The following is a 22875-nucleotide window of genomic DNA, read 5'->3' as shown; positions in this document are numbered from 1 at the left end:
TATGTCGGGGGTGGGTGCGGCCGATAGTTTCATAGTGTTTCGGTGGTCATAGCGTGAGGGAAACGCCCGGTTACATTCCGAACCCGGAAGCTAAGCCTTACAGCGCCGATGGTACTGCAGGGGGGACCCTGTGGGAGAGTAGGACGCCGCCGAACAATCTTTCAGAAGAAGCCCCCGGCCTTTATGGCTGGGGGCTTCTTCGCGTTCAAGGGGTCGTTGCGGGTGGGGGAGCCGCAGGGGGTGAACGCGTGTCCGAGTAGGATCCCGAGGGTCCACGTCGACACGCTGGGGTTGATCAACGAATGGCACGTCCATCCCTTACCCGCGCGCACCGCGCGCTGCTCGGTGTGGTTGCCGTCGGGGCCTGCCTGATTTCCGGGATCGGCTTCGCCGGGTCGTACGCCGCAGTGCGCGAGCTGGCCCTGCACAAGGGCTTCGGCGCCTTCTCGTATGCGTTCCCGGTCGGTGTCGACGCCGGCATCGTGGTGCTGCTGGCACTCGACCTGGTGCTGACCTGGCTCCGGATACCCTTCCCGCTGCTGCGGCAGGCAGCCTGGCTGCTGACCGTGGCCACCATCGCCTTCAACGCGGCCGCCTCCTGGGGCGACCCGCTGGGGATGGGCATGCACGCGGTGATTCCCGTGCTCTTCGTGGTGGTGGTCGAGGCCTCCCGGCATGCCATCGGGCGGATCGCGGCGATCACGGCGGACCGGCACATGGAGTCGGTCCGGCTGATGCGCTGGCTGCTGTCACCGGTGCCGACCTTCCGGCTCTGGCGTCGGATGAAGCTGTGGGAGCTGCGCTCCTACGACGAGGTGATCCGGCTGGAGCAGAACCGGCTGGTGTACAAGGCGCAGCTGCGGTTCCGCTACGGCAGGGGCTGGCGTCGTTCGGCGCCGATCCAGGCGCTGCTCCCGCTGAAGCTGGCCAAGTTCGGTGTCCCGCTGGACATCGCCGCGCTGGACCGGATCGATCCGCAGCCGCAGGTGGCGGCGGCCCAGGCGGCCGGGGTCCCGCAGGGGAGTGCCGAGGCGGCCAGGCCGGCGGTGTCACTGGAGACCGCGGTTCCGCTGCTGACCAAGCTGGCGGCCAACCGCTGGCGGGACGGGCAGGAGCAGGCAAGCTGGTCGGCGGAGCCGAAGCCGGTCAAAGTAGGCCGGACGGTGACGGCACTGCGGGACATCAAGCCCAACCTGCCGGGTGATCAGCAGAGGCCTCGACCGCTGGGACAGCAGCAGACGGACCAGCAGCCGGAGCAGCCGACGGCGCGCCAGTCCGCCTGGTTCGCGGCTCGTCCGGTCGGACCTGCCGACGGCCCCGCGCCCGTGCAGCCGCAGGTGGTTGACCACCAGTCGGCTCCCACGCCCGTCCCCGCGCAGCCGGTTGCCCAGCAGGCCCCGGCTCCGGCCCCGGCCGCTGTCCCGTTCCCGACACCTGCACCGGCCCCGGTCGCAGCCCCGGTGCCGCAGCCCGCGGCGGGCCCCGCGCCCGCTTCGCAGGAGCGCCCGCAGCGCACCGCGGCCCAGTTGCTCGCCCTGGCCGAGCAGACCCGGCTGCCCTTCGAGGAGCCGCAGCCCGCCCCGTCCACCCAGCCCCAGCCCCAGTCCGCTCCGCAGGGCGACAACGTGTTCGCCCCCCGGACCCCGCCGGCTCCGCAGCCGGAGGAGGAGTTCTTCGGCCACGGCCCCGAGCTGACCGTGGACCTCGGCGTCCAGGCGCTGATTACCTATCAGGAGACCTACGCCAGCGACCCGGACCCGGAGCGGCTGGCCCAGTACCTGTTCGCCGAGTACGGCGTCAGCTCGACCCGCCGCCCGGGCACCCCGCCGACCCGCAGCGAGATGGACCGGATCTGGCCCGACCTGCAGAACCGGTACGTGGCGCTCGGCCGCGACTGACCGCCCGGCGTCGTCTGCGGCGCCGACCCGTCCACGGCATCTCCCCGTCTACGGCTTCACCCTCGTCCATAGCTACAAATCGACAACTCCACAGCGCCGATCCTGGCCGCCGGGCGACCATTGACGCCCGGTGGCCGCCGCACTTACCGTCAATCAACAATCTGTTGAACGAGTGCGGAGGAGTGCGGGATGTCGCAGGTCGAGCTGGGAGGCACCGCCGGACCGGCCCCGGAGGGCCCGGGCTTCTCGCCGGCCGCGAAGGCCGCCGTCGCAGCGTTGCTCGCGCCGGTGGACGCCGAGCTGGCCGCCCGGTTCCCGGGTGACCCGGGAACCCGGCAGCCGGTCCACACGGTCTACGTGCCCGCCGACGCGTTCGGTGCCGGCACCGTCGCCGACTGGGGCCGCCAGGCGCTGGCCGCGCTCGACGAGCACGCCGCCACTCCGGCCGCGCTGGCCCAGGCGCTCGGCGTGCCGGCCGACGAGCTGATGAGCGAGGTGTACGACCGGGTCCGGGCCAAGCTGGAGCGCGAGCCGGTGGAGGACCTGCGGATCGACTTCGAGGACGGCTACGGCCCGCGTCCGGACGCCGAGGAGGACGCCGCGGCGGTCCGCGCGGCCCAACTGGTGGCGGCCGCGGTGGCCGACGGCAGCGCCCCGCCGTACCTCGGGATCCGGATCAAGTGCATGGAGGCCGCGGTCCGCGACCGGGGCATCCGCACCCTGGAGCTCTTCCTGGGCACCCTGCTGGAGGACGGCCGGGAGCTGCCGGCGGGCCTGGTGCTGACGCTGCCCAAGGTGACCTACCCGCAGCAGGTGACCGCGCTGGTCCGGCTGCTGGAGGACTTCGAGCAGCGGGCCGGACTGCCCGCCGGGCGGATCGGCTTCGAGATCCAGATCGAGACCACCCAGGCCATCCTCGGCCCGGACGGCCGGGCCACCGTCGCACTGCTGATCGAGGCGGCCGAGGGCCGGGCCACCGGCCTGCACTACGGCACCTTCGACTACAGCGCCTCCTGCGGCGTCAGCGCGGCCTACCAGAGCATGGAGCACCCGGTGGCCGACCACGCCAAGGCGGTGATGCAGGTGGCCGCCGCCGGCACCGGGGTGCGGCTGTCGGACGGTTCCACCAACGTGATCCCGACCGGCTCGACCGAGCAGGTCTTCGCGGCCTGGGCGCTCCACCACCGGCTGGTCCGCCGCTCGCTGGCCCGGGCCTACTACCAGGGCTGGGACATGCACCCGGCGCACCTGCCGACCCGGTACGCGGCGGTCTACGCCTTCTACCGCGAGGGCCTGGCGGCTGCGGCGGCCCGGCTGACGGCCTACGTGGCCAAGGCCGGCGGCGACGTGATGGACGAGCCCGCCACTGCCAAGGCGCTCAGCGGCTACCTGCTGCGCGGCCTGGACTGCGGCGCCGTGGACCCGGCCGAGGTGACCGCCCTGACCGGCCTGGACCGGGCCCGGCTGGACGAGCTGGCCGGCCGCTGAGCCCACCGGGTGCCGCCGGCCCCGGGTGGTTAGGGTGGACCGTCCCGTCCCCCGACCACCCGGAGCGCCGCCCGCCATGCCGCAGCCAGTCCCCAGGCCCTACCTGACCCTGCGCGCGGACGGCAGCCACGAGCTCGAGGTGAAGCGCTCCCGGTTCATCTGCCACCTGGCCCGGGTGGGCGACGAGGAGGCGGCGCAGGAGTTCATCGCCGGCATCCGCAAGCGCTACTGGGACGCCCGGCACAACTGCACCGCCTTCGTGGTCGGTGCCGAGCAGCGGCGGGAGCGGTCCAACGACGACGGTGAGCCGGGCGGCACCGCGGGGGTGCCGATGCTGGAGGTGCTGCGCCGGCGCGGGGTCACCGACACGGTGGCGGTGGTGACCAGGTACTTCGGCGGAGTTCTGCTGGGGGCCGGCGGGCTGGTGCGGGCCTACGGCGGGACGGTCTCGGCCGCGCTGGACGAGGTCGGGCTGGTGGAGCGGCGTCCGGTGGCGGTGCTGGAGGTGGCGGCCGACCACACCCGGGCCGGCCGACTGGAGAACGAGCTGCGGGCGGCCGGGTACACGGTGCGCGAACTGCACTACGAGGCGGCCGGCGTGCGGATCGAGGTCGGGGTGCCGGCCGAGCGGGTGGCAGCCTTCCGGACCTGGTTGGCGGAGGCCAGCGGCGGCGCCGCCGAAGCGGTCGCGGTGGGCGAAAGCTTTGTCGAGGTGCCGTGGTCGGACCTGTCCTGAGCAGGACAGGTGGCTCTGCGACGGGCGCAGGAGCGGACAACTGTCGCAGTCGTACGCCCTTTCGGCAAAAGCCCATGGAATCGACCGTCCGCACGGCTGACGGTCAGTAACCTGGGGTGACCGTCGAGTCACAGGAGCACCTCAGATGACCGTGATCCGAACTGTCACCATCGCCCCCGGGGCCAACACCGGCTGGCACTACCACCCAGGCCGGGTCGAGGCGGTGCTGCTGGCCGGGACGCTGACCCGGGTGCTGGAGGACGGCACGGTGGAGGTGACCCGGACCGGGGAGACCCTGGTCGAGCTGCCGGAGCAGGTGCACATCGGCCTGAACCGGGGCACCGAGCCGGTGGTGATCCTGGCCAACTACCTGGTGGTCGACGGATGTGAGCTGGCCGTGCCGGCCGACGCGCCGAAGCTCGGGGTTGCCGCGGCCGGCCTGCCGGTCCAGCGGCGCGGACCGCGGCAGCCACTCGCCGCGAGCTGAACCAGCCTTTATACCGCGAACGGTGCGCGGCGCGCCGGAGCTCGGCCGATCGACACCCGAAGGAATCAATCCGGCCCGGGGCAGGAACTCCTGCTCCGGGCTGCGGCGTTCTCCCGGCAAGGCACCACGGTCGGCAGCTGCCGGCCGGAGCCGACATTCACCCCATCGATGGAGGACCGTCAGACCCCACCAGCGCACCACGGAGGCACCACCCATGAGTTCCGACCGAGCCGCGCCGGCCGCGGCAGCCCCCCCGACCCCCGCCATGTCCGCCGCGTTCCCACCGGGCCAGAGCACGCCCTACCGGATGACGGTGACCACCCGTCACCGCCTGGCCGACGCGGTCCACCTGGCCGACCAGTGCCTGGCCGACTGGCTCAAGCAGCAGGGCCGGGCCGAGCCCCCGCCCGATCCCGGGCCCGTGGCCGGCGAGCATGACGACCCGCCCCTGGCCACCCGCCACCGCCTGGGCGCCGGTGTCCTGCTCGACCGGGACAGCGGCCCGCTGTCCGAGCCGGGCCCGCCAGGCCGCTACGCCCGCCGCCGGATCCGGCTCCCCGAGACGAACGGCGCCCAGCGGATCACCCTGACCGTCACCGAGCAGCAGGGCGGCCCCTGTTGGATGCGACTGGCCGCCGAGCACCAGCCGGCCACCGCCGGTACGCGCACCCCGGGCCGCGTCCCGATTCCCGAACTCGCCCACTGCCTGCTCCCCCTGCTGGACGCCCTGGACGCGACCGCCGAGGTGCGGGCGCTGCCCCGGATCGTCACCGCCGCCGAGGTCGACGCGGTGATCGACGAGCTGTGCGACCCGGCCCGCCGGCTGCCCACCGTGGTGGCCAGCGTTCCGGCCGACCTGGACCCGGGGGACTGGACGAGTCGAGTGCTGCACCCGCTGCTGCACGGCGTCACCGGCCTGGCCGTCGGCTACGTGCTGGACCAGTCCGCCCGGGTCGTCTTCAACACCGCCCTGGAGTACCACACGGTGTACGGCGGTGCGGTGCGGACCTACCTCCCCGAGGTCGACCCGGCCTCCCGGCGCGACGCGCTGCGCCACCTGGTGCTGCCCCGGCACCGGATCGAGGAGGACCCGCGTCGGGCCGCCGCACTGCTGGCCCGCGAGCCCCGCCGGCTGGCCGAGGCGGCGCCGCTGCCCGCCCCGCTGGCCCGGGTCCCGGAGCTGCGGGTGCCGCCGCCGGCCCAGCGCGGCGCCGAAGCGGTCGACCTGGCGGCGCCGCGCGAGCCGGCCCGGCCGGAGCCGCTCCCGGTCGGCGGTGTCGAGGAGGCCGGGCGGATCCGCCGCGGCCTGCCGCGCGCCTGGCGGCGCGAGCTGCGCCCGCGCACCGAGAGCGAGCTGTCGGGCGGCCCGCTGCGCCGGGTCGGTGCCCAGCTGCGCTCGGGCGCCGGGCGGCTCTGCCCACCCGGCGGCGATCGGCGGGGTCCGGGCAGTTTCACCGAACTGCTCGCCCGGATCGAGGAGTTCCCCCTGCTCAGCTTCACCGGTGACGAGAAGGAGACGCTGGCGCTGGACGCCCACACGGTGGGCTCCAACTGGGTCCAGCTCACCTGGGACGGTCTGACGGCCCTTCAGGAGTACGCCGTGGTGGCCGTGCACGGCGAAGCCGGCGGGGATTTCAAGCAGTGGTGCGAGCACGCCCCCGCCGGCGGCAGCCACTTCCCGCCGCGCAAGGCGGTGCGCGGCGAGTCCCGCACGGTGTGCAGCCACGGGAAGATGCGCCGGGAGCGGATGTTCGCGGTGCCCTCCTCGGTGGACCCGTCCGGCCGCGCCTTCATGGGCGCCCACCTGCGGATCGGTGGCGGCCGGACCGCGCCCCGGCTGCACTACCTGGACGACTGTTCGGGCAGCGGCCGGATCTACGTCGGTTACATCGGCATGCATCTCACCAACACCATGACGAACTGAGGGCGGATCAGTGGACAATGCCGGAAGGGGGTATGCCACCCCCAGCCTCCGGTCGGACGGACGGTAGTGCCGTCCGGTCGGTGCCAGCCCGGCCACCCAACAGCGCCGGACGAGCACGGGGGACCGACCGCCGATGCAGGAGTCAGCCAAGCGCCCGTCGGCCCTGGACGCCGCCCGCAGTCTGCGCGGCGGCTTCCTGGCCGCGGTCTTCGGCGGGGCGACCGAGGGCCCGGAGCCGGTCGACGGGTTCACCACGGGGGGTGGCCCGACCACTGCCACCGGCCCGGCCGAGGCCGGCGGCGGGTCGGACCCGCAGGTGGCCGCGCACGGCCGGGCCGCCGAGCTGACGCACCATCGCACGGCCACCGTGCAGGCCGAGCAGCAGCGGCTGACCGGACTGCTGATGCGGCTCGCGCTGCCGGTCACCCCGATGGACTTCGAGAGCCAGCGGCGCAGCTACGAGCCGCGACCCTACCCCGCGGCTCCCGCCGCCGAGCAGGTGGCCCGGGAGCCGCGGTGGGCCGACTTCGCGCCCGTCCCGCCGGTGGCCGTCGAGCAGGAGGGGGAGAGCGCCGCCGCGGCCGGGGCCAAGCGGCTGCTGGACTCGACCTACCAGCGGGAGCTGGCCGGGGCCCGGCTGGCCTACCAGCGGGCGCTGCGGCAGTGGCGGGCGGACAGGGCCGCGGCCGTCGACCCGGCCGAGGAGGCCGCCCGGCTGGCGCACGAGCAGGCCGAGCAGGCCCGGGCCCGGGCCGTACAGGAGTACAACGACAGCCTGCAGGAGTGCCACCGGGCCTACCTGGAGGCCGAGCCGGCCGCGGTCGAGTCGCTGCTGGAGCGGGCGCTGGCCGCGGCCGAGGCCTCCACGCCGGAGCTGTCCGCGCCCTGCCGCGCGGTGTTCCGGCCGCTGACCCGTACCGCGGTGCTCGACCTGGACCTGCCCCCGCTCGGCCTGGTCCCCTCGCTGCAGGGCTACCGGCTCTCGCCGGACGGCGAGGTCAACCCCGTGCCCCGGCCGCCGGCCGACCGGGCCGCCGACTACCTGCGGCTGGTCTCCCGGCTGGCGCTGCGGGCACTGCAGGCGGTGGACGCGGTGGACACCGACGGCATCCTGGCGGGCGTGGTGCTCAACGGCTGGCTGCGCGAGCCGGAGGTCAACTGCCTGCTCTCGGTGGACGCCGACCGGGACGCGCTGGCCCGCACCCGGTTGGAGGGCGCGGCCGCAGCCGCAGCCGAGGAGGCCGAGCCGGGCGTGTACGCGCCCGCCGAGCAGGACGAGGCACTGGTACGGCTGCGCGACCTGGGTGCGGCGATCAGCCCTGACCCGTACGCGCGCACCCCGGTGCGGCCGTTCGCCACCGCCGGGGCGGCGGTGCCGGCCGTGGCGGACCTGTCGGGCGGCGAGTTCGCGCTGCTGGTGCGCGAGGTGCTGACCCGGGGCGGGCTGGCGGACTGGAGCGTGCGGCTGCGCGGGCCCGCCGGACTGCTGGCCACCGGCACCGGGGCGGACCGGAGCGCGCTGCCGGGGCGCTGGGTGGTCTGCGCCTCCCGCCGACCGGGCGCGGTCGGGGCCGAGGAGGTGCGCACGCTGGCCGAGGCGGTGGCCGAGGAGGGAGCGGGGCACGGCCTGTGGCTGAGCACCGGCGGTTTCACCGAGGAGGCGCTGGACCTGGCGGAGAGCGCGGAGTTCCGGCAGATCCACCTGGCCGACGGCGACGGCTTCCGCGCGATGGCCGAGACCCACCTGGGCCTGCCGCTGACGGTAGGCAGTCGGTAGCCGCTCACCCGGAAGCACCCGCAGGTGGGCCTTTGACGGGCGCGCCGGCGCTCCGGCGGCGAGGCTGGGCGGGACGGTCACCGGGAGGGAGGAGTGGTATGACCGCCGTACTCGTGGCAGCCGGCGCCTTCCTGATGACCCTGATCGGCGGCCTGGTGGCCCAACGCACCGGGGACCGCCGGCACCTGGTGCTGGGCTTCGCGGCGGGGCTGATGCTCGGCGTGGTCGCCTTCGACCTGCTGCCGGAGGCGATGGCCCAGGCCCCGCAGGAACTGCTCGGGGTGCCGCAGCCGCTGCTGATGTTCGCGGCCGGGTTCCTGGCGATCCACTGCATCGAGCGCTCGGTGGCGATCCACCGCGCGCACGAGGGGGAGTACGCCAGCCACACCCACGCGCACGGCCACGCGCACGCCCACCACGGCGGCCGGGCCGAGGGGGTCGGGCTGACCGCGGCGGCCGCCATGGTCGGCCACAGTGTGATGGACGGCTTCGCGATCGGTGCCGCCTTCCAGGCCGGCACCACGGTCGGCACCGTGGTGGCGCTAGCGGTGGTCGCGCACGACTTCGCCGACGGCTTCAACACCTACACGGTGACCCGGCTGTACGGGAACAACCGGCGCCGGGCGGTCACGCTGCTGGCGGCCGACGCGGTGGCCCCGGTCGCCGGGGCGGCGATCACCCTGGCGTTCACCATCCCCGAGCACCTGCTCGGCCTCTACCTGGGATTCTTCGGGGGCTTCCTGCTCTACCTGGCCACCGCCGACATCCTGCCCGAGGCGCACAGCCCGCACCCGTCCCGCTCGACGCTGCTCTGCACGGTGCTGGGCGTCGGCTTCATGTGGCTGGTGGTGGCGCTGGCCAGCTGAGCGTCGGTCAGCTCGGCCAGGGGCCAGGGGCCGTCAGCCTGAGGGGTGGTCAGCCGTCGCCAGCAGGGCCCAGTGCCGCTGCATCGCGGTCAGCGCCGCGGTGATCGCCGGGCGCCGGGAGGCCTGGGTGCGCCAGAGGGTGAAGACCCGTCGGGTCGGCTCCGGCAGTACCGGACGGGCCACCAACGCGGCGGGCAGCGGACCGCGGCCCAGCCGCGGCACCAGGCCCAGGCCCAGGCCGGCCGCGATCAGCGCGATCTGGGTCTCGAACTCGCCGACCTGGTAGAGCACGTCCGGCTCCTCGCCGGCCTCGCGCAGGGTCCGCACCAACCAGTCGTGGCAGATGTTGCCGGCCGGCACGCTGGTCCAGCGCCGGCCGAGCAGCCGCTCCACCGGGACCACCGCCAGAGCGGCCAGTGGGTGGTCGGCGGGCAGCAGCAGGTCCACCTGGTCCAGGCCCAGGTCGGCCCGGGACACCCCGGCCGGCACCGGGAGCGGCACCGAGGGCCAGTCCTGCACCAGCGCCAGGTCCACCTCGCCGCGGGCCACCAGCTCGCAGGCGGCGTACGGGTCGCTCTCCAGCAGCCGCACGTCCAGTTCCGGGCAGCTGTCCCGCAACTCGGCCAGCACGCCGGGCAGCAGGCCGCGGGCGCCGGTGGCGAAGGCGGCGATCAGCAGCCGGCCGACGGCCGCGCCGCGCTGCTCCTCCAGGGTCACCTCGGCCTGCTCCACCAGGGCCAGCACCCGGTGCGCGGTGCCGGCCAGCTCGCGGGCGGCGTCGGTGAGCACCACTCCGCGCCCCTGCTTCTCCAGCAGCACCGTGCGGGTCTCCCGCTCCAGCTTGGCGATCTGCTGGGAGACGGCCGAGGAGGTGAAGCCGAGGGAGGCCGCCGCCTTGGCGACCGAGCCGTGCACCGCGACCGCGTGCAGCGCCCGCAGACGTCCGAGATCCATCACGGGACCCATTGTGTCGGATGGATTAGCAATGCTGAACAGTTCGCGTCAGTATCCTTCGCTGGTGCTGAACTGTCGTGGTCGGCCATGCTCGTGCCATGCCCGCACCGACCACTGGCCCCGCCCAGCTGAAGCCCCGTCACCTCGCCCTCGCCGTGCTGGTCGCGGCCGTCTGGGGACTGAACTTCGTCCTGATCGACGTCGGACTGAAGAACTTCCCGCCGCTGCTCTTCTGCGCGCTGCGGTTCACCGTGGTGGCCGTCCCCGCCGTCTTCTTCGTCGGGCGGCCCAGGGTGGCCTGGCGCTGGGTGCTGGCGGTCGGCCTGGTCCTCGGGGTGGTCAAGTTCGGCCTGCTCTTCCTCGGCATGCACGCGGGCATGCCGGCCGGCCTCTCCTCGCTGGTGCTGCAGAGCCAGGCGGTCTTCACCGTTCCGTTCGCGGCCGTGCTGCTGCGCGAGCGGCCCGGCGGGCAGCGGATCGCCGGCCTGGCGCTGGCCTCGGCCGGGGTCCTGCTGGCCGCCGTGGACCACGGGCTGGGCGGACCGGTCAAGGCCTTCGCGCTGGTGATCGCCGCGGCGGTGGCCTGGGGGCTGTCCAACGTGCTGACCCGCAAGGCGGCGCCGCCGGACCTGCTGCGCTGGATGGTCTGGGTCAGCGCGGTGCCGCCGCTGCCACTGCTGGGGCTGTCGCTGCTGGTCGAGGGCGGCTCGGCCGACCTGCACGCGCTGCGCTCGATCGACGCGGCCGGGCTGGGAGCGGTGGCCTACGTCGGCCTGCTCTCCACCCTGTTCGGCTTCGCCGCTTGGGGCTTCCTGCTGCGCAGCTACGACGCGAGCGCGGTGGCGCCGTTCTCGCTGCTGGTCCCGGTGTTCGGGATGAGCTCGGCCTGGCTGCTGCTGGGCGAGCGGATCACCCCGGCGGCCGGCGCGGCCGCGTTGCTGGTGATCGCCGGGATCGGGCTCAGCGTCCTGCGGCCGGGGCGGGCGGCGGCGCTGCTGACGTCCGGTCGGCGTCCGGCTCGGCCTGCCGCCGGGCGTGCGCCGCTTCCGCGGTCCTGAGCACCCGCAGCATCACGGCGAGGTCGGCCGGGTCGGTGCCGCTGAAGTACTCCTCGGCCACCTCCTGGCGCACCTGGGCCAGCAGGTCCACCGCGGCCCGGCCGGCCGCGGTCAGCCGCAGGCCGACGGCCCGCCGGTCGGCCGGATCGGGCACCCGGGCCACCAGGCCGGCCTGCTCCAGCGCGTCCACCACGGTGGTGGCCGAGCGCGGGGCGATGTTCAGCCGCTCGGCCAGCTCGTTCAGCCGGATCGCCCGCCCCGGGCTCTCGCAGCGGTCCGCGTGTGCCAGCACCCGCAGCGCGCGCCCCTGGGCCGGGGTCAGGCCGTGCGGCTCCAGGCGGTGCACGGTGTGGCGGCGGATCCGCTTCATCGCCCGGGTCAGCTCGTCGGCAAGCTCGGCCGCGCCCTCGGCGGGGTCCAGGGACGGGCTGGTCATGCGGCTCTCCTCGGCGGGGCGGGGCCTCAGCCTAGCGTTCGCCGCCGGTAGCGAGCCAGCCACATGATGAGCCAGGCTCAGCTTGTTCCGGGCCGCTGTCGGTGCTCGGGTGGCCGTCGGACTCCGGGCCGCTGTCGGTCTTCGTGCTGCAGCCGGTCATCAGGCTGCTGTCGGTCTTCGGGCTGCAGCCGGTCGAGGAGGGCGGTGTACCCGAGCAGCAGCAGGCCGGCCAGGCACCAGCCGGCCAGCACGTCCAGGAACCAGTGGTAGTCGCACCAGATCAGCCCCCAGCCCACGGCCGACCCGAGCAGCGCCGTCGCCGGGTACAGCCACCGGCGCCGGGCGGGCGCCAGGGTGCGGCCGACCAGCAGCGCGGCCACCCCGTAGCTCACGCAGGCCGTGGTGGTGTGCCCCGACGGGTACCAACCCCACTCGTGCGGCAGCATCGGCTCGCCGAGCGGACCGGGCCGGGCGAACCAGGCCTTGGCCGGCACCACCAGCAGCGGGATCAGCAGCGCGGCCAGCGCCGCCGCCGGCACCGGCAGCCACCAGCGCGCCGCACCCCGCCCGCGCGCCCGCCAGGCGGCCAGCACGCCGAGGCCGAGCAGCAGCGGGATCGCGGGCACCGTGCCGCCCAGGTCGGCGAGGAGGTGGGCGGGCCGGTCCAGCGCGGTGCCGCCGGCCGCGCGCAGCTGCGCCACGCCCTGCCGCACCCAGCGGTCCAGGCCGAGCAGCGGTCCGTCGGCGGCCACCTGCCAGGAGGTGACGGCGAGCAGCAGCACCAGGGCGGCCGGCAGGGCGCGGACACGAAGGAGCCGCCCCGGGACGGGGGGGAGAGTCCCGGGGCGGCTGGGGTGATCGCCGCTCCGTGCGCCCCGGGGGGTATGGGCCGGACGGCCGGTCGATCGGTCCTTTGGCGGCGCCGTGGTCGGCGCCTGGTTGTCCTCGTTGTCCTCGCGGATCGGTCGGCCGACCGCAGGAACGGGCTCGCTGTCCATCTGTCTCGACAGTACGTCAACCGGATTGCCGGCGGGCCACGCTCCCCGGGGTCCGCACAGCATCTTCACCACAGTTCGGGCAACCTCCACCAGGGGTCGTGCGTCTGCTCGCGGCGACCGGCCCCGGACGTGCCGGTGCGCCCGGCCGCAAGCGGCTCGGGCGCACCGGATTGACGAGGGGTCAGCCTGGGCCGACGCGTCGTCAGGCGTGCTGTCAGATGGCGCCGAAGGCGTTCTCCAGGATGTCCAGGCCCTCGGTCAGCAGGTGCTCCGGCATCACCAGCGGCGGCAGGAAGCGCAGCACGTTGCCGTAGGTGCCGGCGGTCAGCACCACCAGGCCCTCGGCGTGGCAGGCCTTGGCCACCGCTGCGGTCACCTCCGGGTTCGGCTCCTTGCCGCCCGGCTTGACCAGCTCGATCGCGATCATCGCGCCGCGGCCGCGGACCTCGCCGATCACGTCGAACTTCTCGGCCATCGCGTTCAGCCGGCCGAGCATGACCTCGCCGATCCGCTGCGCCTTGGCGTTGAGGTCCAGCTCCTTCATGGTCTCGATCGAGCCCAGCGCGGCGGCGCAGGCCACCGGGTTGCCGCCGTAGGTGCCGCCCAGGCCGCCCGCGTGCGCGGCGTCCATGATCTCGGCGCGACCGGTCACCGCGGCCAGCGGCAGACCGCCGGCGATGCCCTTGGCCGTGGTGATCAGGTCCGGGACGATGCCCTCGTCCTCACAGGCGAACCACTGGCCGGTGCGGCAGAAGCCGGTCTGGATCTCGTCCGCGACGAAGACGATCCCGTTGGCCTTCGCGTACTCGACGATCGCCGGCAGGAAGCCCCTGGCCGGCTCGATGAAGCCGCCCTCGCCCTGGATCGGCTCGATGATGATCGCGGCCACGTTCTCCGCGCCGATCTGCTTGTTGATCATGTCGATCGCCTGCGCGGCCGCCTCGGCGGCGCAGTTCTCCGCGCCGGTCAGCCAGCGGTACGGGTAGGCCACCGGCACCCGGTAGATCTCCGGGGCGAACGGGCCGAAGCCGTGCTTGTACGGCATGTTCTTCGCGGTCAGGCCCATGGTCAGGTTGGTCCGGCCGTGGTACCCGTGGTCGAAGACGACCACCGCGGTGCGCTTGGTGTAGGCGCGGGCGATCTTCACCGCGTTCTCCACCGCCTCGGCGCCGGAGTTGAACAGCGCGGTGCGCTTGTCGTGGTCACCCGGGGTCAGCTCGTTGAGCTGCTCGGCCACCGCCACGTAGCCCTCGTACGGGGTCACCATGAAACAGGTGTGGGTGAACGCGGCCAGCTGCTCGGTGGCCCTGGCGACCACGGCGGCGGCGCTGTTGCCCACGTTGGTCACCGCGATGCCCGAGCCGAAGTCGATCAGGCTGTTGCCGTCCACGTCCTCCAGCACGCCGCCGCCGGCGCGCGAGACGTACACGGGCAGCGTCGTGCCCACGCCGGCCGCCACCGCGCCGAGCTTGCGGGCCTGCAGCTCCTGCGACTTGGGGCCGGGGATCGCGGTGACCAGTCGGCGCTCCTGCGGGAGCAGCGGTGCGGCGCTCATGGGTATCTCCAGGGGATCGGCTTGCCTCGGTCTCCGCAGGCTACGGCCGCCACCCGGACCCGGGCATGCGCCACGGGGGAGCACTGGTCCGTCCGACTTGTCCGCCCCGGCCAGCCCTGCCGCACCACTGCCCGCGGTGCCCGCTCCACTACATTGAGCCCGGGCGTGTCACCACCGGGGCGGCACGGGTAAACGGCTGACCAGTCAGGCCAGGCACCAGTCATGCCGGGGCAGGGGAGCGGGGCGGGGATGACAGAGCGGTCGCTGAAGCAGGGCACGCCCCAGGTGAGCCGTCTGGACACGTGGGTGGCCCAGCCCCGGCCGGTGGCGCCGGGGGGTGTCTACCGGCTCGGATACCGGCCGGGCGAGGTGCTGCCACAGGACGACGAACAGCCGGTCCCCACCGGGATACTGCTGATCAGGGCGTTGCTCAATCTGGTCGTCGGGGCCGTGGTGTTCTGGCAGGGAACCGTCTGGGAGGCGGAACTCCTGGGGATCAGCGGGCTCGAAGGCTTCGAGGCGCTCATCGTGCTGCTGCTGGAGGCGGCCCCGGTGGCGGCCGTGGTCATCTACTTCTTCGGTCGGATGGGCCGCTGGAAGGAGGTGTACCGGCGCTTCCTCTCGCCGCGCAGGCTGCACCAGTACGCCGACCGGGTGCGCGACGAGTCGGTCCAGCTGCGCGCACGGGCGATCACTTCGGAGGACGGAACACCTCTGGTCCCGGCGCAGGTCACGCCCGAAGAGCCGGCCGCCGACCCCTGGGGGGTGTTGCGGGCGGCGCGGATCGAGTTGGCGGCCGTGGATCGGGATACCCGGGTGGGGGAGGTGACCGACGTGGACTACGTGCGGATCAACCGGGTGTACCAGGAGGTGGTGCGCGAGCCGGGGTTGTTGGCCGCGTTCGCGGAGCAGGTGGCGGGGCGGGGGGCGGCTGCGTGCGTGCACCCGTCCGAGGCGCGGGACCTGGTGGGGCGGACCGCGGAGCACGATCTGCTGGTGGGTCAGGTGCGGTTGGGGACCGTGCAGGACGTGCCGAAGAACCCGGCGGCCCACCGCGGCGCCGGCTTCGCGCTGGACGCCCAGCTGCTCGGCACCTCGCTGCTCGCGGTGGGGCCGGCCGGGACGGGGAAGACGGCCCGGTTGGCCCGACCCGTGGCTGAGGCTCTGTGCCTGCAGGCGCTGGCCCGCACCGCCTGCGTGGTGGTGGTCGGCGCGGCCGAGGCGCAGCTTGGCCCGGACCAGGGGTACGACGTGGTGATCGCCCCGGGGGACCCGGCCTCGGGGTACGGGCTGGACCTGTACGGGGCGGCCGCCGATCCGGACGGTGCCGCGGCGCGGCTGGCGGACGCCCTGCTGCCGGACGAGCTGAGCGCCCGGGCGCAGAGCGCGCGGATCGCGCTGCAGCAGGTGGTCGGCCCGTTCCACGCGGGGTACGGGCGCTACCCGGGCGTGCGGGAGCTGCGCGCGCTGCTCGGTGGCGAGGCGGCGGCCTGGGGCGAGCTGGTGGCGGCGCTGCGCGAGCGGGGCCTGTCGGCCGTGCACGAGGCGGACGTGCAGCAGCGGCGCGCCCGCCAGGGGCAGGCGGACGACCCGGGGGCGCTGCTGGCGGACCGGCTGGCGCTGCTGGACCGGCCGGCCTTCGCCGGGTGCTTCAGCCAGGGCGAGCCGGGGGCCAGGCCGGCCTTCGCGATGCGGGCGCTGGAGCACCCGCTGCGGGTGCGGGTGAAGCTGCCCGAGCGTGGTCACCCGGAGGCGGCCCGGATCCTGGCGCGCCTGGTGGTGGGCCAGTTCCTGCAGGCGGCGGTGGCCCGGGCGGACCGCTCGCTGTTCGCGGGGCTGGTGGTGGACGACGCCTCGGCGGCGCTGGACCTGGGCGCGGTGCAGGGGCTGAGCCGGCTGCGGGCGGCCAACGCGGGCGCGGTGCTGCTGCTGCGCAGCCTGGTGGACCTGCCGGAGGCGCTGCGGGTGCCGCTGTTCGGGGCGGTGGGGTGCCGGATGGCGTTCCCGGGCATCGCTCCGTGGGACGGCAAGCTGTTCTCCGAGGCCTGGGGGACCGTGGTGGTGCGGGAGCGGGCGGTGACCTTGGCGCCCGACACCTCCGGCGGGGTGCTGCGCAAGGCGGGCCGACTGGTGCGCAAGGCGCTGGCGGGGACCACCGCGCAGACCGAGAGCGTGACCACCCGGGAGGTGGAGCGGGAGCGCTGGTCGCCGTCCGATCTGGCGCACGCCCTGCCGACGGGGCACGCGGTGGTCTCGCTGACCACGGTGGCGGGCGAGCAGGTGCCGCCGCTCCTGGTCGACCTGCGGGACTGACCGGTCGGTCGCGCGGGCGGAGTCACGCAGGGTGCTGGGGGAACGGGCGCTCGGTTAGCTACGCTCCGGAGGATTCGGCACCAGCGGTTGTCCGAAGCGTCCATAATGAGGGGGAAGGCCACAACTCCCCGCAGTGAAGCCCGCCCGGTAGCGACGAGGCCACCGGGTCGTCCCCCCGAAGGTGCCATGCCCCCCACACTCGCCTCCGTCGTGCGCAACTCCTCGCTCCACCTGACGGTCCTCGCCGGCGCGGACCACCTGGAGCGTCCGGTCCGCTGGGTGCACACCAGTGAGCTGGACGACCCGACACCGTTCCTGGAGGGCGGCGAGCTGCTGCTCACCACCGGGATCAAGCTGGGCACCAACGCCAAGAGCCTGCAGGCCTACGTCCACCGGCTGGCCGACGCCGGCGTGGTGGGCCTGGGCCTGGGGGTCGGCCTGTCGCACACCGAGGTGCCGCAGCCGCTGGTAGAGGCGGCCGCGCAGCGCGGCCTGCCGCTGCTGCGGGTGCCCGAGCCCACCCCGTTCATCGCGATCAGCAAGGCGGTCTCGGCGGCGCTGGCGGCCGAGCAGTACGAGGCGGTGACCACCAGCTTCGAGGCCCAGGAGGAGCTGACCCGGGCCGCGCTGGGCCAGAACGGCACCGCCGCCGTGGTGCGCAAGCTGGCCACCCGGCTGGGCGGCTGGGCCGCGCTGTACGACTCCTCGGGCGCGCTGTCCGTGGTGGCCCCGGACTGGGCGGCCCGCCGCGCGGCCCGGTTGGCCTCCGAGGTGGACCGGTTGCGCCGCAGACCGGCCCCGGCCAGCGCCGCGCTGCAGGGGCGGGCCCCGGGCTTCGACACCGCCGACGAGGACTTCGTGGTGGTCCAGTCGCTGGGCGCCGACCGGCGGGCCCGCGGCTTCCTGGCGGTCGGCACCGAGGACCGGATCACCCCGACCGAGCGGTACGTGCTCAACGCGGCCGTCGCGCTGCTCACGCTGACCCTGGAGCGCTCGCGCGAGTTGCGGCACGCCGAGGAGCGGATGGGCGCCGCGCTGCTGCGCCTGGTGCTGGCCGGGCAGGTGGTGACGGCCCGCCAGGTGGCCAGCGGCCTGTTCGGCGGCCTGCCCGAGGGCACCATACGGATTCTGGTGGCCGGCGCCGCCCCCGGTGCCGAGCAGGCCGACTCGGAGGTTCCGGTGCACGACCTGACCGAGCTGGCCGAGCGGGCCGAGCAGGCCGGCGGGCGGGCCGGCGAGAAGCTGCTGGTGGCCCGCGAGCCCGCGGTCACCGACCCGAAGGAGGGCGTGCCGCACGCCGAGCGCCTGGTGCTGCTCGCGGTGGACGGCGGCGCGGTGCACCGGTCCTGCCTGGGCGCGGTGGAGGAGCACGAGGGCCTGGCCCTGGGCGTCTCCGCGCCGGCCCCGGTGGACGACGCCGGGGTGGCCTACGCCCAGGCCGAGCGGGCCCTGGCGGTGGCGCTGCGCGGCGGGCGCCGCTCGGTGGGCCACGAGGAGGTGGGCGCCGGCTCGCTGCTGCCGCTGCTGGGCGAGGACGCGGTGGCGGCCTTCGCCGAGGGCCTGCTGCGCCCGCTGCGCGACCACGACCGCACCGCCCGCGGCGACCTGGTGGCGAGCCTGCGCGCCTGGCTCTCCCGGCACGGCCAGTGGGACTCGGCCGCGGCCGACCTGGGCGTGCACCGGCACACCCTGCGGTACCGGATGCGCCGGGTGGAGGAACTGCTCGGCCGCTCGCTGGACGACACCGACGTGCGGATGGAGCTCTGGCTGGCGCTGCGCTCCGGCGAGGAGTAAAGACCCGTCGGCACTGTGCCACCTTGGCCAATCCGTTTCGGCTGCCGGTCCCCCTACCGTGGGCCGGGTATCACCACCGAGGAGAGGGCCGGTAGCACCGTGACCACCACCCACGCTTTCTGGCTGGCCGGCCGTCCGGCGACCGGCGAGTCCAGCTTCGAGGTCCACCACCCCTGGGACGGCAGTCTGGTCGGCACGGTCAGCGTGCCCACCGACGCCCAGGTGGACCAGGCGGTGGACGCCGCGGTCGCCGCGCTGCCGGTCTTCGCCGCCACCCCCGCGCACGTGCGCGCCGCCGCGCTGGACCACGTGGCCCGCCGGCTCACCGAGCGCACCGAGGAGATCGCCCGGCTGATCACCGCCGAGAACGGCAAGCCGGTCAAGTGGGCCCGCGGCGAGGTCGGCCGGGCCGCCTCGGTGTTCCGCTGGGCCGCCGAGGAGGCCCGCCGGACCAACGGCGAGACCATGCGGCTGGACACCGACCCGGGCGGCGTGGGCCGCTTCGCGGTGGTGCGCCGGTTCCCCAAGGGCGTGGTGCTGGGCATCGCCCCGTTCAACTTCCCGCTCAACCTGGTGGCGCACAAGGTGGCCCCGGCCATCGCGGTGGGCGCCCCGATCATCCTCAAGCCGGCCCCGGCCACGCCGCTCTCCGCGCTGCTGCTCGGCGAGCTGCTGGCCGAGACCGAGCTGCCCGAGGGCGCCTGGAGCGTGCTCCCGATGGAGAACGCCAAGATGCCGGCGCTGGTCCAGGACCGCCGCCTGCCGGTGATCTCCTTCACCGGGTCGGACCGGGTCGGCTACCAGATCATGGACTCGGTGCCGCGCAAGCACGTCACCCTGGAGCTCGGCGGCAACGCCGCGGCCGTGGTGCTGGCCGACTGGTCCAGCGAGGCCGACCTGGAGTGGGCCGCCACCCGGATCGCCACCTTCGCCAACTACCAGGGCGGCCAGTCCTGCATCTCGGTGCAGCGGGTGATCGCGGACGCCGCGGTGTACGACGCGCTGGCCGAGAAGGTGGTGGCCAAGGTGCAGGCCCAGGTGACCGGCGACCCGTCCGCCGACGCCACCGACGTGGGCCCGCTGGTGGACGAGAACGCCGCCAAGCGGGTGCAGGAGTGGGTCGACGACGCGGTGGCCAAGGGTGCCAAGGCGCTCACCGGCGGCACCCGGGACGGGGCGACCTACGCCCCGACCGTGCTGACCGACCTGCCCGCCGACGCGATCCTGGCCACCGCCGAGGTGTTCGGCCCGGTGCTCTCGCTGCACCGGGTGGACTCCACCGAGGAGGCCTTCGCGGCGGTCAACGACTCCAAGTTCGGCCTGCAGGCGGGCGTGTTCACGCACGACGTGCAGACCGCCTTCCGGGCCCACCGGGAGCTGCAGGTGGGCGGCGTGATCATCGGTGACGCGCCGTCGTACCGCGCCGACCAGATGCCCTACGGCGGCGTCAAGGACTCCGGCGTGGGCCGCGAGGGCGTCAAGTACGCGATGGACGACTTCACCTACGAGCGCGTCCTGGTCCTCACCGGCCTGGACCTCTGACCCGAACGGCCCCGGCGGCCCCCGGCTCCAGCGCGGAGCCGGGGGCCGCCGCCGTCCCGCGGACCCTCCGGCGGCGCGGGCGGCGGGCGGCTCGGGCCACAATGGTCCCCATGAACTCGCTCGCCCACCCCCAGCTGCGCTTCAGCCCGGTCGTCGACGCTGCGCCCACTGAAGGCGTGTCAGCTCCGCGGGAGCTGGTGATCCTCGGCTCCACCGGCTCGATCGGCACCCAGGCCATCGACATCGTGCTGCGCAACCCGGACCGGTTCCGGGTGGTCGCGCTCTCCGCGGCCGGCGGTCAGGTCGAGCTGCTGGCCGAGCAGGCCTTCCGGCTCGGCGTGCACACCGTCGCGGTGGCCCGCCCGCAGGCCGAGGCGCCGCTGCGGGCCGCGCTGGCGGCCCGGGCCGAGGGGCGCCGGCTGCCCACCGTGCTGGCCGGGCCGGACGCGGCGGCCGAACTCGCCGCGCTGCCCTGCCACTCGGTGCTCAACGGCATCACCGGCTCGATCGGCCTGGCCCCGACGCTGGCCGCGCTGCGGGCCGGGCGGGTGCTGGTGCTGGCGAACAAGGAGTCGCTGATCGTCGGCGGCCCGCTGGTCAGGGCGGTGGCCGCGCCCGGCCAGATCGTGCCGGTGGACTCCGAGCACGCCGCGCTGTTCCAGGCGCTGACCGCCGGGACCCCGCGCGAGGTGCGCCGCCTGGTGGTGACCGCGAGCGGCGGCCCGTTCCGCGGCCGCAGCCGCGAGCAACTGGCCGGGGTCACCCCGAAGGACGCGCTGGCGCACCCGACCTGGGCGATGGGTCCGGTGGTGACGATCAACTCGGCCACCCTGGTCAACAAGGGCCTGGAGGTGATCGAGGCACACCTGCTCTACGACATCCCGTTCGAGCGGATCGACGTGGTGGTCCACCCGCAGTCGGTGGTGCACTCGATGGTGGAGTTCACCGACGGCTCGACGCTGGCCCAGGCCAGCCCGCCGGACATGCGGATGCCGATCGCGCTCGGCCTGGGCTGGCCGGACCGGGTGCCGGACGCCGCCCCGGGCTGCGACTGGACCAAGGCCGCGACCTGGGAGTTCTTCCCGCTGGACGACGAGGCCTTCCCGGCCGTCGCCCTGGCCCGCGAGGTCGGCACCCTGGGGGGTACCGCGCCGGCCGTGTTCAACGCCGCCAACGAGGAGTGCGTGGACGCCTTCCTCAACGGGCGGCTGGCCTTCACCGGCATCGTGGACACCGTGGCCAAGGTGGTCGCCGAGCACGGCACGCCGCGCTCGGGAACTTCGCTCACCCTCGAGGACGTCCTGGATGCGGAGGCCTGGGCGCGTGCCCGGGCCCGCGAGCTGGCGGCCGGCTGACCGATGCGGTTATCTGACCTGGCAGTGGAGGCATGATGGCCTGGGCCGGTGGAAGCGACATGACGGAGGACCAGCGGTGAGTACGGCGATGACGGTGCTGGGCATCGTGGTCTTCTTCGTGGGGCTGCTCTTCTCGATCGCCTGGCACGAGCTCGGCCATCTGTCCACGGCCAAGCTGTTCCGGATCAGGGTGCCGCAGTACATGGTCGGCTTCGGACCCACGATCTGGTCGCGCAAGAAGGGCGAGACCGAGTACGGGGTCAAGGCGATCCCGCTGGGCGGCTACATCCGGATGATCGGGATGTTCCCGCCCGGCGCGGACGGGCGGATCACCAAGCGCAGCAGCTCGCCCTGGCGCTCGATGATCGAGGACGCCCGCGAGGCCTCCTACGAGGAGCTGCTCCCCGGCGACGAGGACCGGCTGTTCTACACCAGGAAGCCCTGGAAGCGCGTCATCGTGATGTTCGCCGGGCCGTTCATGAACCTGATCCTGGCCTTCGTGCTCTTCCTGGTGGCGATGATGGGCTTCGGCATGGCGAAGTCGATGCCGGTCGTCAGCTCGGTCTCGCAGTGCGTGGTCCCGGTGACCGCGCCGGACCGGAACAACTGCGACAACGCCCCGCAGTCGCCGGCCGCGGTGGCCGGCCTGCAGCCCAAGGACCGGATCCTGTCCTTCGACGGGGACCGGATCTCCACCTACCAGCAGCTGTCCAACGACATCCGCAACTCCTTCAACCGAACCGTGCCGATCGTGGTGCAGCGCAACGGTGCCCAGCTGACCCTGACCGCCCACATCACCGAGAACAAGCTCGCCAAGCTGGACAAGTACGGCGACCCGATCCCCAACAGCCAGCCCGTCAGCGCCGGCTTCCTGGGAATCACCCCGACCACCGGGGTGGTCCCGCTCAGCTTCTCCGACAGCATCACCCGGATGACCGACCTGGCCGACAGCGGGCTGCACTCGCTGGCCGCGCTGCCGGGCAAGGTCCCGGCGCTGTGGGACTCGGTGGTCAAGGGCACCCCGCGCCAGGCCGACTCCCCGGTGGGCATGGTCGGCGCGGCCCGGGTCGGCGGGCAGATGTTCTCGCTGCCGCTGCCGCCCAGTCAGAAGGTGGCCGCGATGATCACCCTGCTGGCCGGGATCAACCTCTCGCTCTTCCTGTTCAACATGCTGCCGCTGCTGCCGCTGGACGGCGGCCACGTGGCGGGCGCGCTCTGGGAGTCGGTGCGCCGCAACACGGCCAGGCTGTTCCGGCGGCCCGACCCCGGCCCCTTCGACGTGGCCAAGCTGATGCCGGTCGCCTACGTGGTGGCGAGCATCTTCATCGGCTTCACCCTGCTGGTGATGATCGCCGACGTGATCAACCCCGTGAAGATCAGTTAGGCGGGGCCCAGGGGGCGTGCGTCCGGGGGTACCCCGGTGCCGTACCGTTGGACGCCGGGTGTGCGATCGAACTGCGCGCCCGGCGTCCGTCACCTCTACTCCGGGGAACCCTGCGCACATGACCGCGATCTCGCTCGGTATTCCGTCCCTGCCGCCCAAGCCGCTGGCCACTCGCCGCCGCTCGCGGCAGATCATGGTCGGCAACGTCCCGGTCGGCGGCGATGCCCCGGTCTCGGTGCAGTCGATGACCACCACGCTCACCTCGGACGTGAACGCGACGCTGCAGCAGATCGCGCAGCTGACCGCTTCG

Annotated in this window: 18 protein-coding genes and 1 rRNA gene; 15 read left to right on the top strand and 4 right to left on the bottom strand. The window is 74.2% G+C overall.

All coding sequences use genetic code 11. The features are described 5' to 3' along the window. Positions 1-38: 38 nt before the first annotated feature. The 8 genes from rrf to C7C46_RS11090 all read left to right on the top strand — a co-directional run bounded on the left by rrf (position 39) and on the right by C7C46_RS11090 (position 9176). Positions 39-155 (top strand): 5S ribosomal RNA (gene rrf / locus C7C46_RS11125). A gap of 147 nt (positions 156-302) precedes the next feature. Then, positions 303-1898, top strand: a complete 1596-nt coding sequence (locus C7C46_RS11120) for a DUF2637 domain-containing protein (RefSeq protein ID WP_110668348.1) — start codon at positions 303-305, stop codon at positions 1896-1898. 189 nt (positions 1899-2087) lie between these two features. After that, positions 2088-3386: a DUF6986 family protein gene (locus tag C7C46_RS11115; protein ID WP_110668347.1), complete on the top strand. Its 1299-nt coding sequence runs from the start codon at positions 2088-2090 to the stop codon at positions 3384-3386. Positions 3387-3462: 76 nt separating this feature from the next. Beyond that, positions 3463-4122: a YigZ family protein gene (locus tag C7C46_RS11110; RefSeq protein ID WP_110668346.1), complete on the top strand. Its 660-nt coding sequence runs from the start codon at positions 3463-3465 to the stop codon at positions 4120-4122. Positions 4123-4267: 145 nt separating this feature from the next. Then, complete coding sequence (locus C7C46_RS11105; protein ID WP_110668345.1) at positions 4268-4609, top strand: cupin domain-containing protein; 342 nt, start codon at positions 4268-4270, stop codon at positions 4607-4609. Positions 4610-4823: 214 nt separating this feature from the next. Further along, entirely contained in the window at positions 4824-6533 is a 1710-nt protein-coding gene (locus C7C46_RS34935; RefSeq protein ID WP_110668344.1) for a hypothetical protein, read from the top strand. 133 nt (positions 6534-6666) lie between these two features. Beyond that, a complete protein-coding gene (locus C7C46_RS11095; RefSeq protein WP_110668343.1) occupies positions 6667-8310 on the top strand; it encodes a restriction endonuclease in 1644 nt (547 codons plus the stop codon). Between the two features lie 98 nt (positions 8311-8408). Further along, a complete protein-coding gene (locus C7C46_RS11090; RefSeq protein WP_110668342.1) occupies positions 8409-9176 on the top strand; it encodes a ZIP family metal transporter in 768 nt (255 codons plus the stop codon). Between the two features lie 33 nt (positions 9177-9209). Here C7C46_RS11090 and C7C46_RS11085 read toward each other — a convergent pair whose 3' ends face one another. Continuing rightward, entirely contained in the window at positions 9210-10133 is a 924-nt protein-coding gene (locus tag C7C46_RS11085) for a LysR family transcriptional regulator (RefSeq protein WP_110668351.1), read from the bottom strand. A 125-nt stretch (positions 10134-10258) separates the two neighbouring features. Between C7C46_RS11085 and C7C46_RS11080 the strand changes: the two genes are divergently transcribed. Then, complete coding sequence (locus C7C46_RS11080) at positions 10259-11188, top strand: EamA family transporter (RefSeq protein WP_110668350.1); 930 nt, start codon at positions 10259-10261, stop codon at positions 11186-11188. Here the strand turns inward: C7C46_RS11080 and C7C46_RS11075 are convergent. The 3 genes from C7C46_RS11075 to gabT form a co-directional block, all read right to left on the bottom strand. Next, positions 11091-11624, bottom strand: a complete 534-nt coding sequence (locus tag C7C46_RS11075; RefSeq protein WP_220040595.1) for a MarR family winged helix-turn-helix transcriptional regulator — start codon at positions 11622-11624, stop codon at positions 11091-11093. The genes C7C46_RS11080 and C7C46_RS11075 overlap by 98 nt on opposite strands. A 77-nt stretch (positions 11625-11701) precedes the next feature. Beyond that, positions 11702-12622, bottom strand: coding sequence for a phosphatase PAP2 family protein (locus C7C46_RS11070; RefSeq protein ID WP_146259052.1), 921 nt, complete (start codon positions 12620-12622; stop codon positions 11702-11704). A 214-nt stretch (positions 12623-12836) separates the two neighbouring features. Further along, positions 12837-14177, bottom strand: a complete 1341-nt coding sequence (gene gabT, locus C7C46_RS11065; RefSeq protein ID WP_110668340.1) for a 4-aminobutyrate--2-oxoglutarate transaminase — start codon at positions 14175-14177, stop codon at positions 12837-12839. A gap of 249 nt (positions 14178-14426) precedes the next feature. Here gabT and C7C46_RS11060 point away from each other — a divergent pair, with 249 nt between their 5' ends. From C7C46_RS11060 to C7C46_RS11035, 6 genes are all read left to right on the top strand, one after another. Then, on the top strand, positions 14427-16490 hold the full coding sequence (locus C7C46_RS11060) for a type IV secretory system conjugative DNA transfer family protein (RefSeq protein WP_245984350.1): 2064 nt from the start codon (positions 14427-14429) through the stop codon (positions 16488-16490). A 186-nt stretch (positions 16491-16676) separates the two neighbouring features. Next, positions 16677-18284 (top strand): PucR family transcriptional regulator, encoded by a 1608-nt coding sequence (locus C7C46_RS11055; protein ID WP_110668339.1) that lies wholly within the window; start codon positions 16677-16679, stop codon positions 18282-18284. Between the two features lie 99 nt (positions 18285-18383). After that, positions 18384-19826: an aldehyde dehydrogenase family protein gene (locus C7C46_RS11050; protein ID WP_110668338.1), complete on the top strand. Its 1443-nt coding sequence runs from the start codon at positions 18384-18386 to the stop codon at positions 19824-19826. A gap of 110 nt (positions 19827-19936) precedes the next feature. Continuing rightward, positions 19937-21181, top strand: a complete 1245-nt coding sequence (gene dxr / locus C7C46_RS11045; RefSeq protein ID WP_110668337.1) for a 1-deoxy-D-xylulose-5-phosphate reductoisomerase — start codon at positions 19937-19939, stop codon at positions 21179-21181. Positions 21182-21257: 76 nt separating this feature from the next. Further along, the gene (locus C7C46_RS11040; protein WP_110668336.1) at positions 21258-22565 is read left to right on the top strand and encodes a M50 family metallopeptidase; all 1308 of its coding nucleotides are present in this window, start codon (positions 21258-21260) and stop codon (positions 22563-22565) included. A 118-nt stretch (positions 22566-22683) separates the two neighbouring features. Continuing rightward, positions 22684-22875 (top strand): flavodoxin-dependent (E)-4-hydroxy-3-methylbut-2-enyl-diphosphate synthase (locus C7C46_RS11035; protein WP_181442296.1); only part of this gene is annotated, 192 nt, incomplete at its 3' end.

Origin of the sequence: Streptomyces tateyamensis, assembly GCF_003205575.1 — a bacterium.
Taxonomy (GTDB): domain Bacteria; phylum Actinomycetota; class Actinomycetes; order Streptomycetales; family Streptomycetaceae; genus Kitasatospora; species Kitasatospora tateyamensis.
This window is presented reverse-complemented; position numbering and strand designations above follow the sequence as displayed.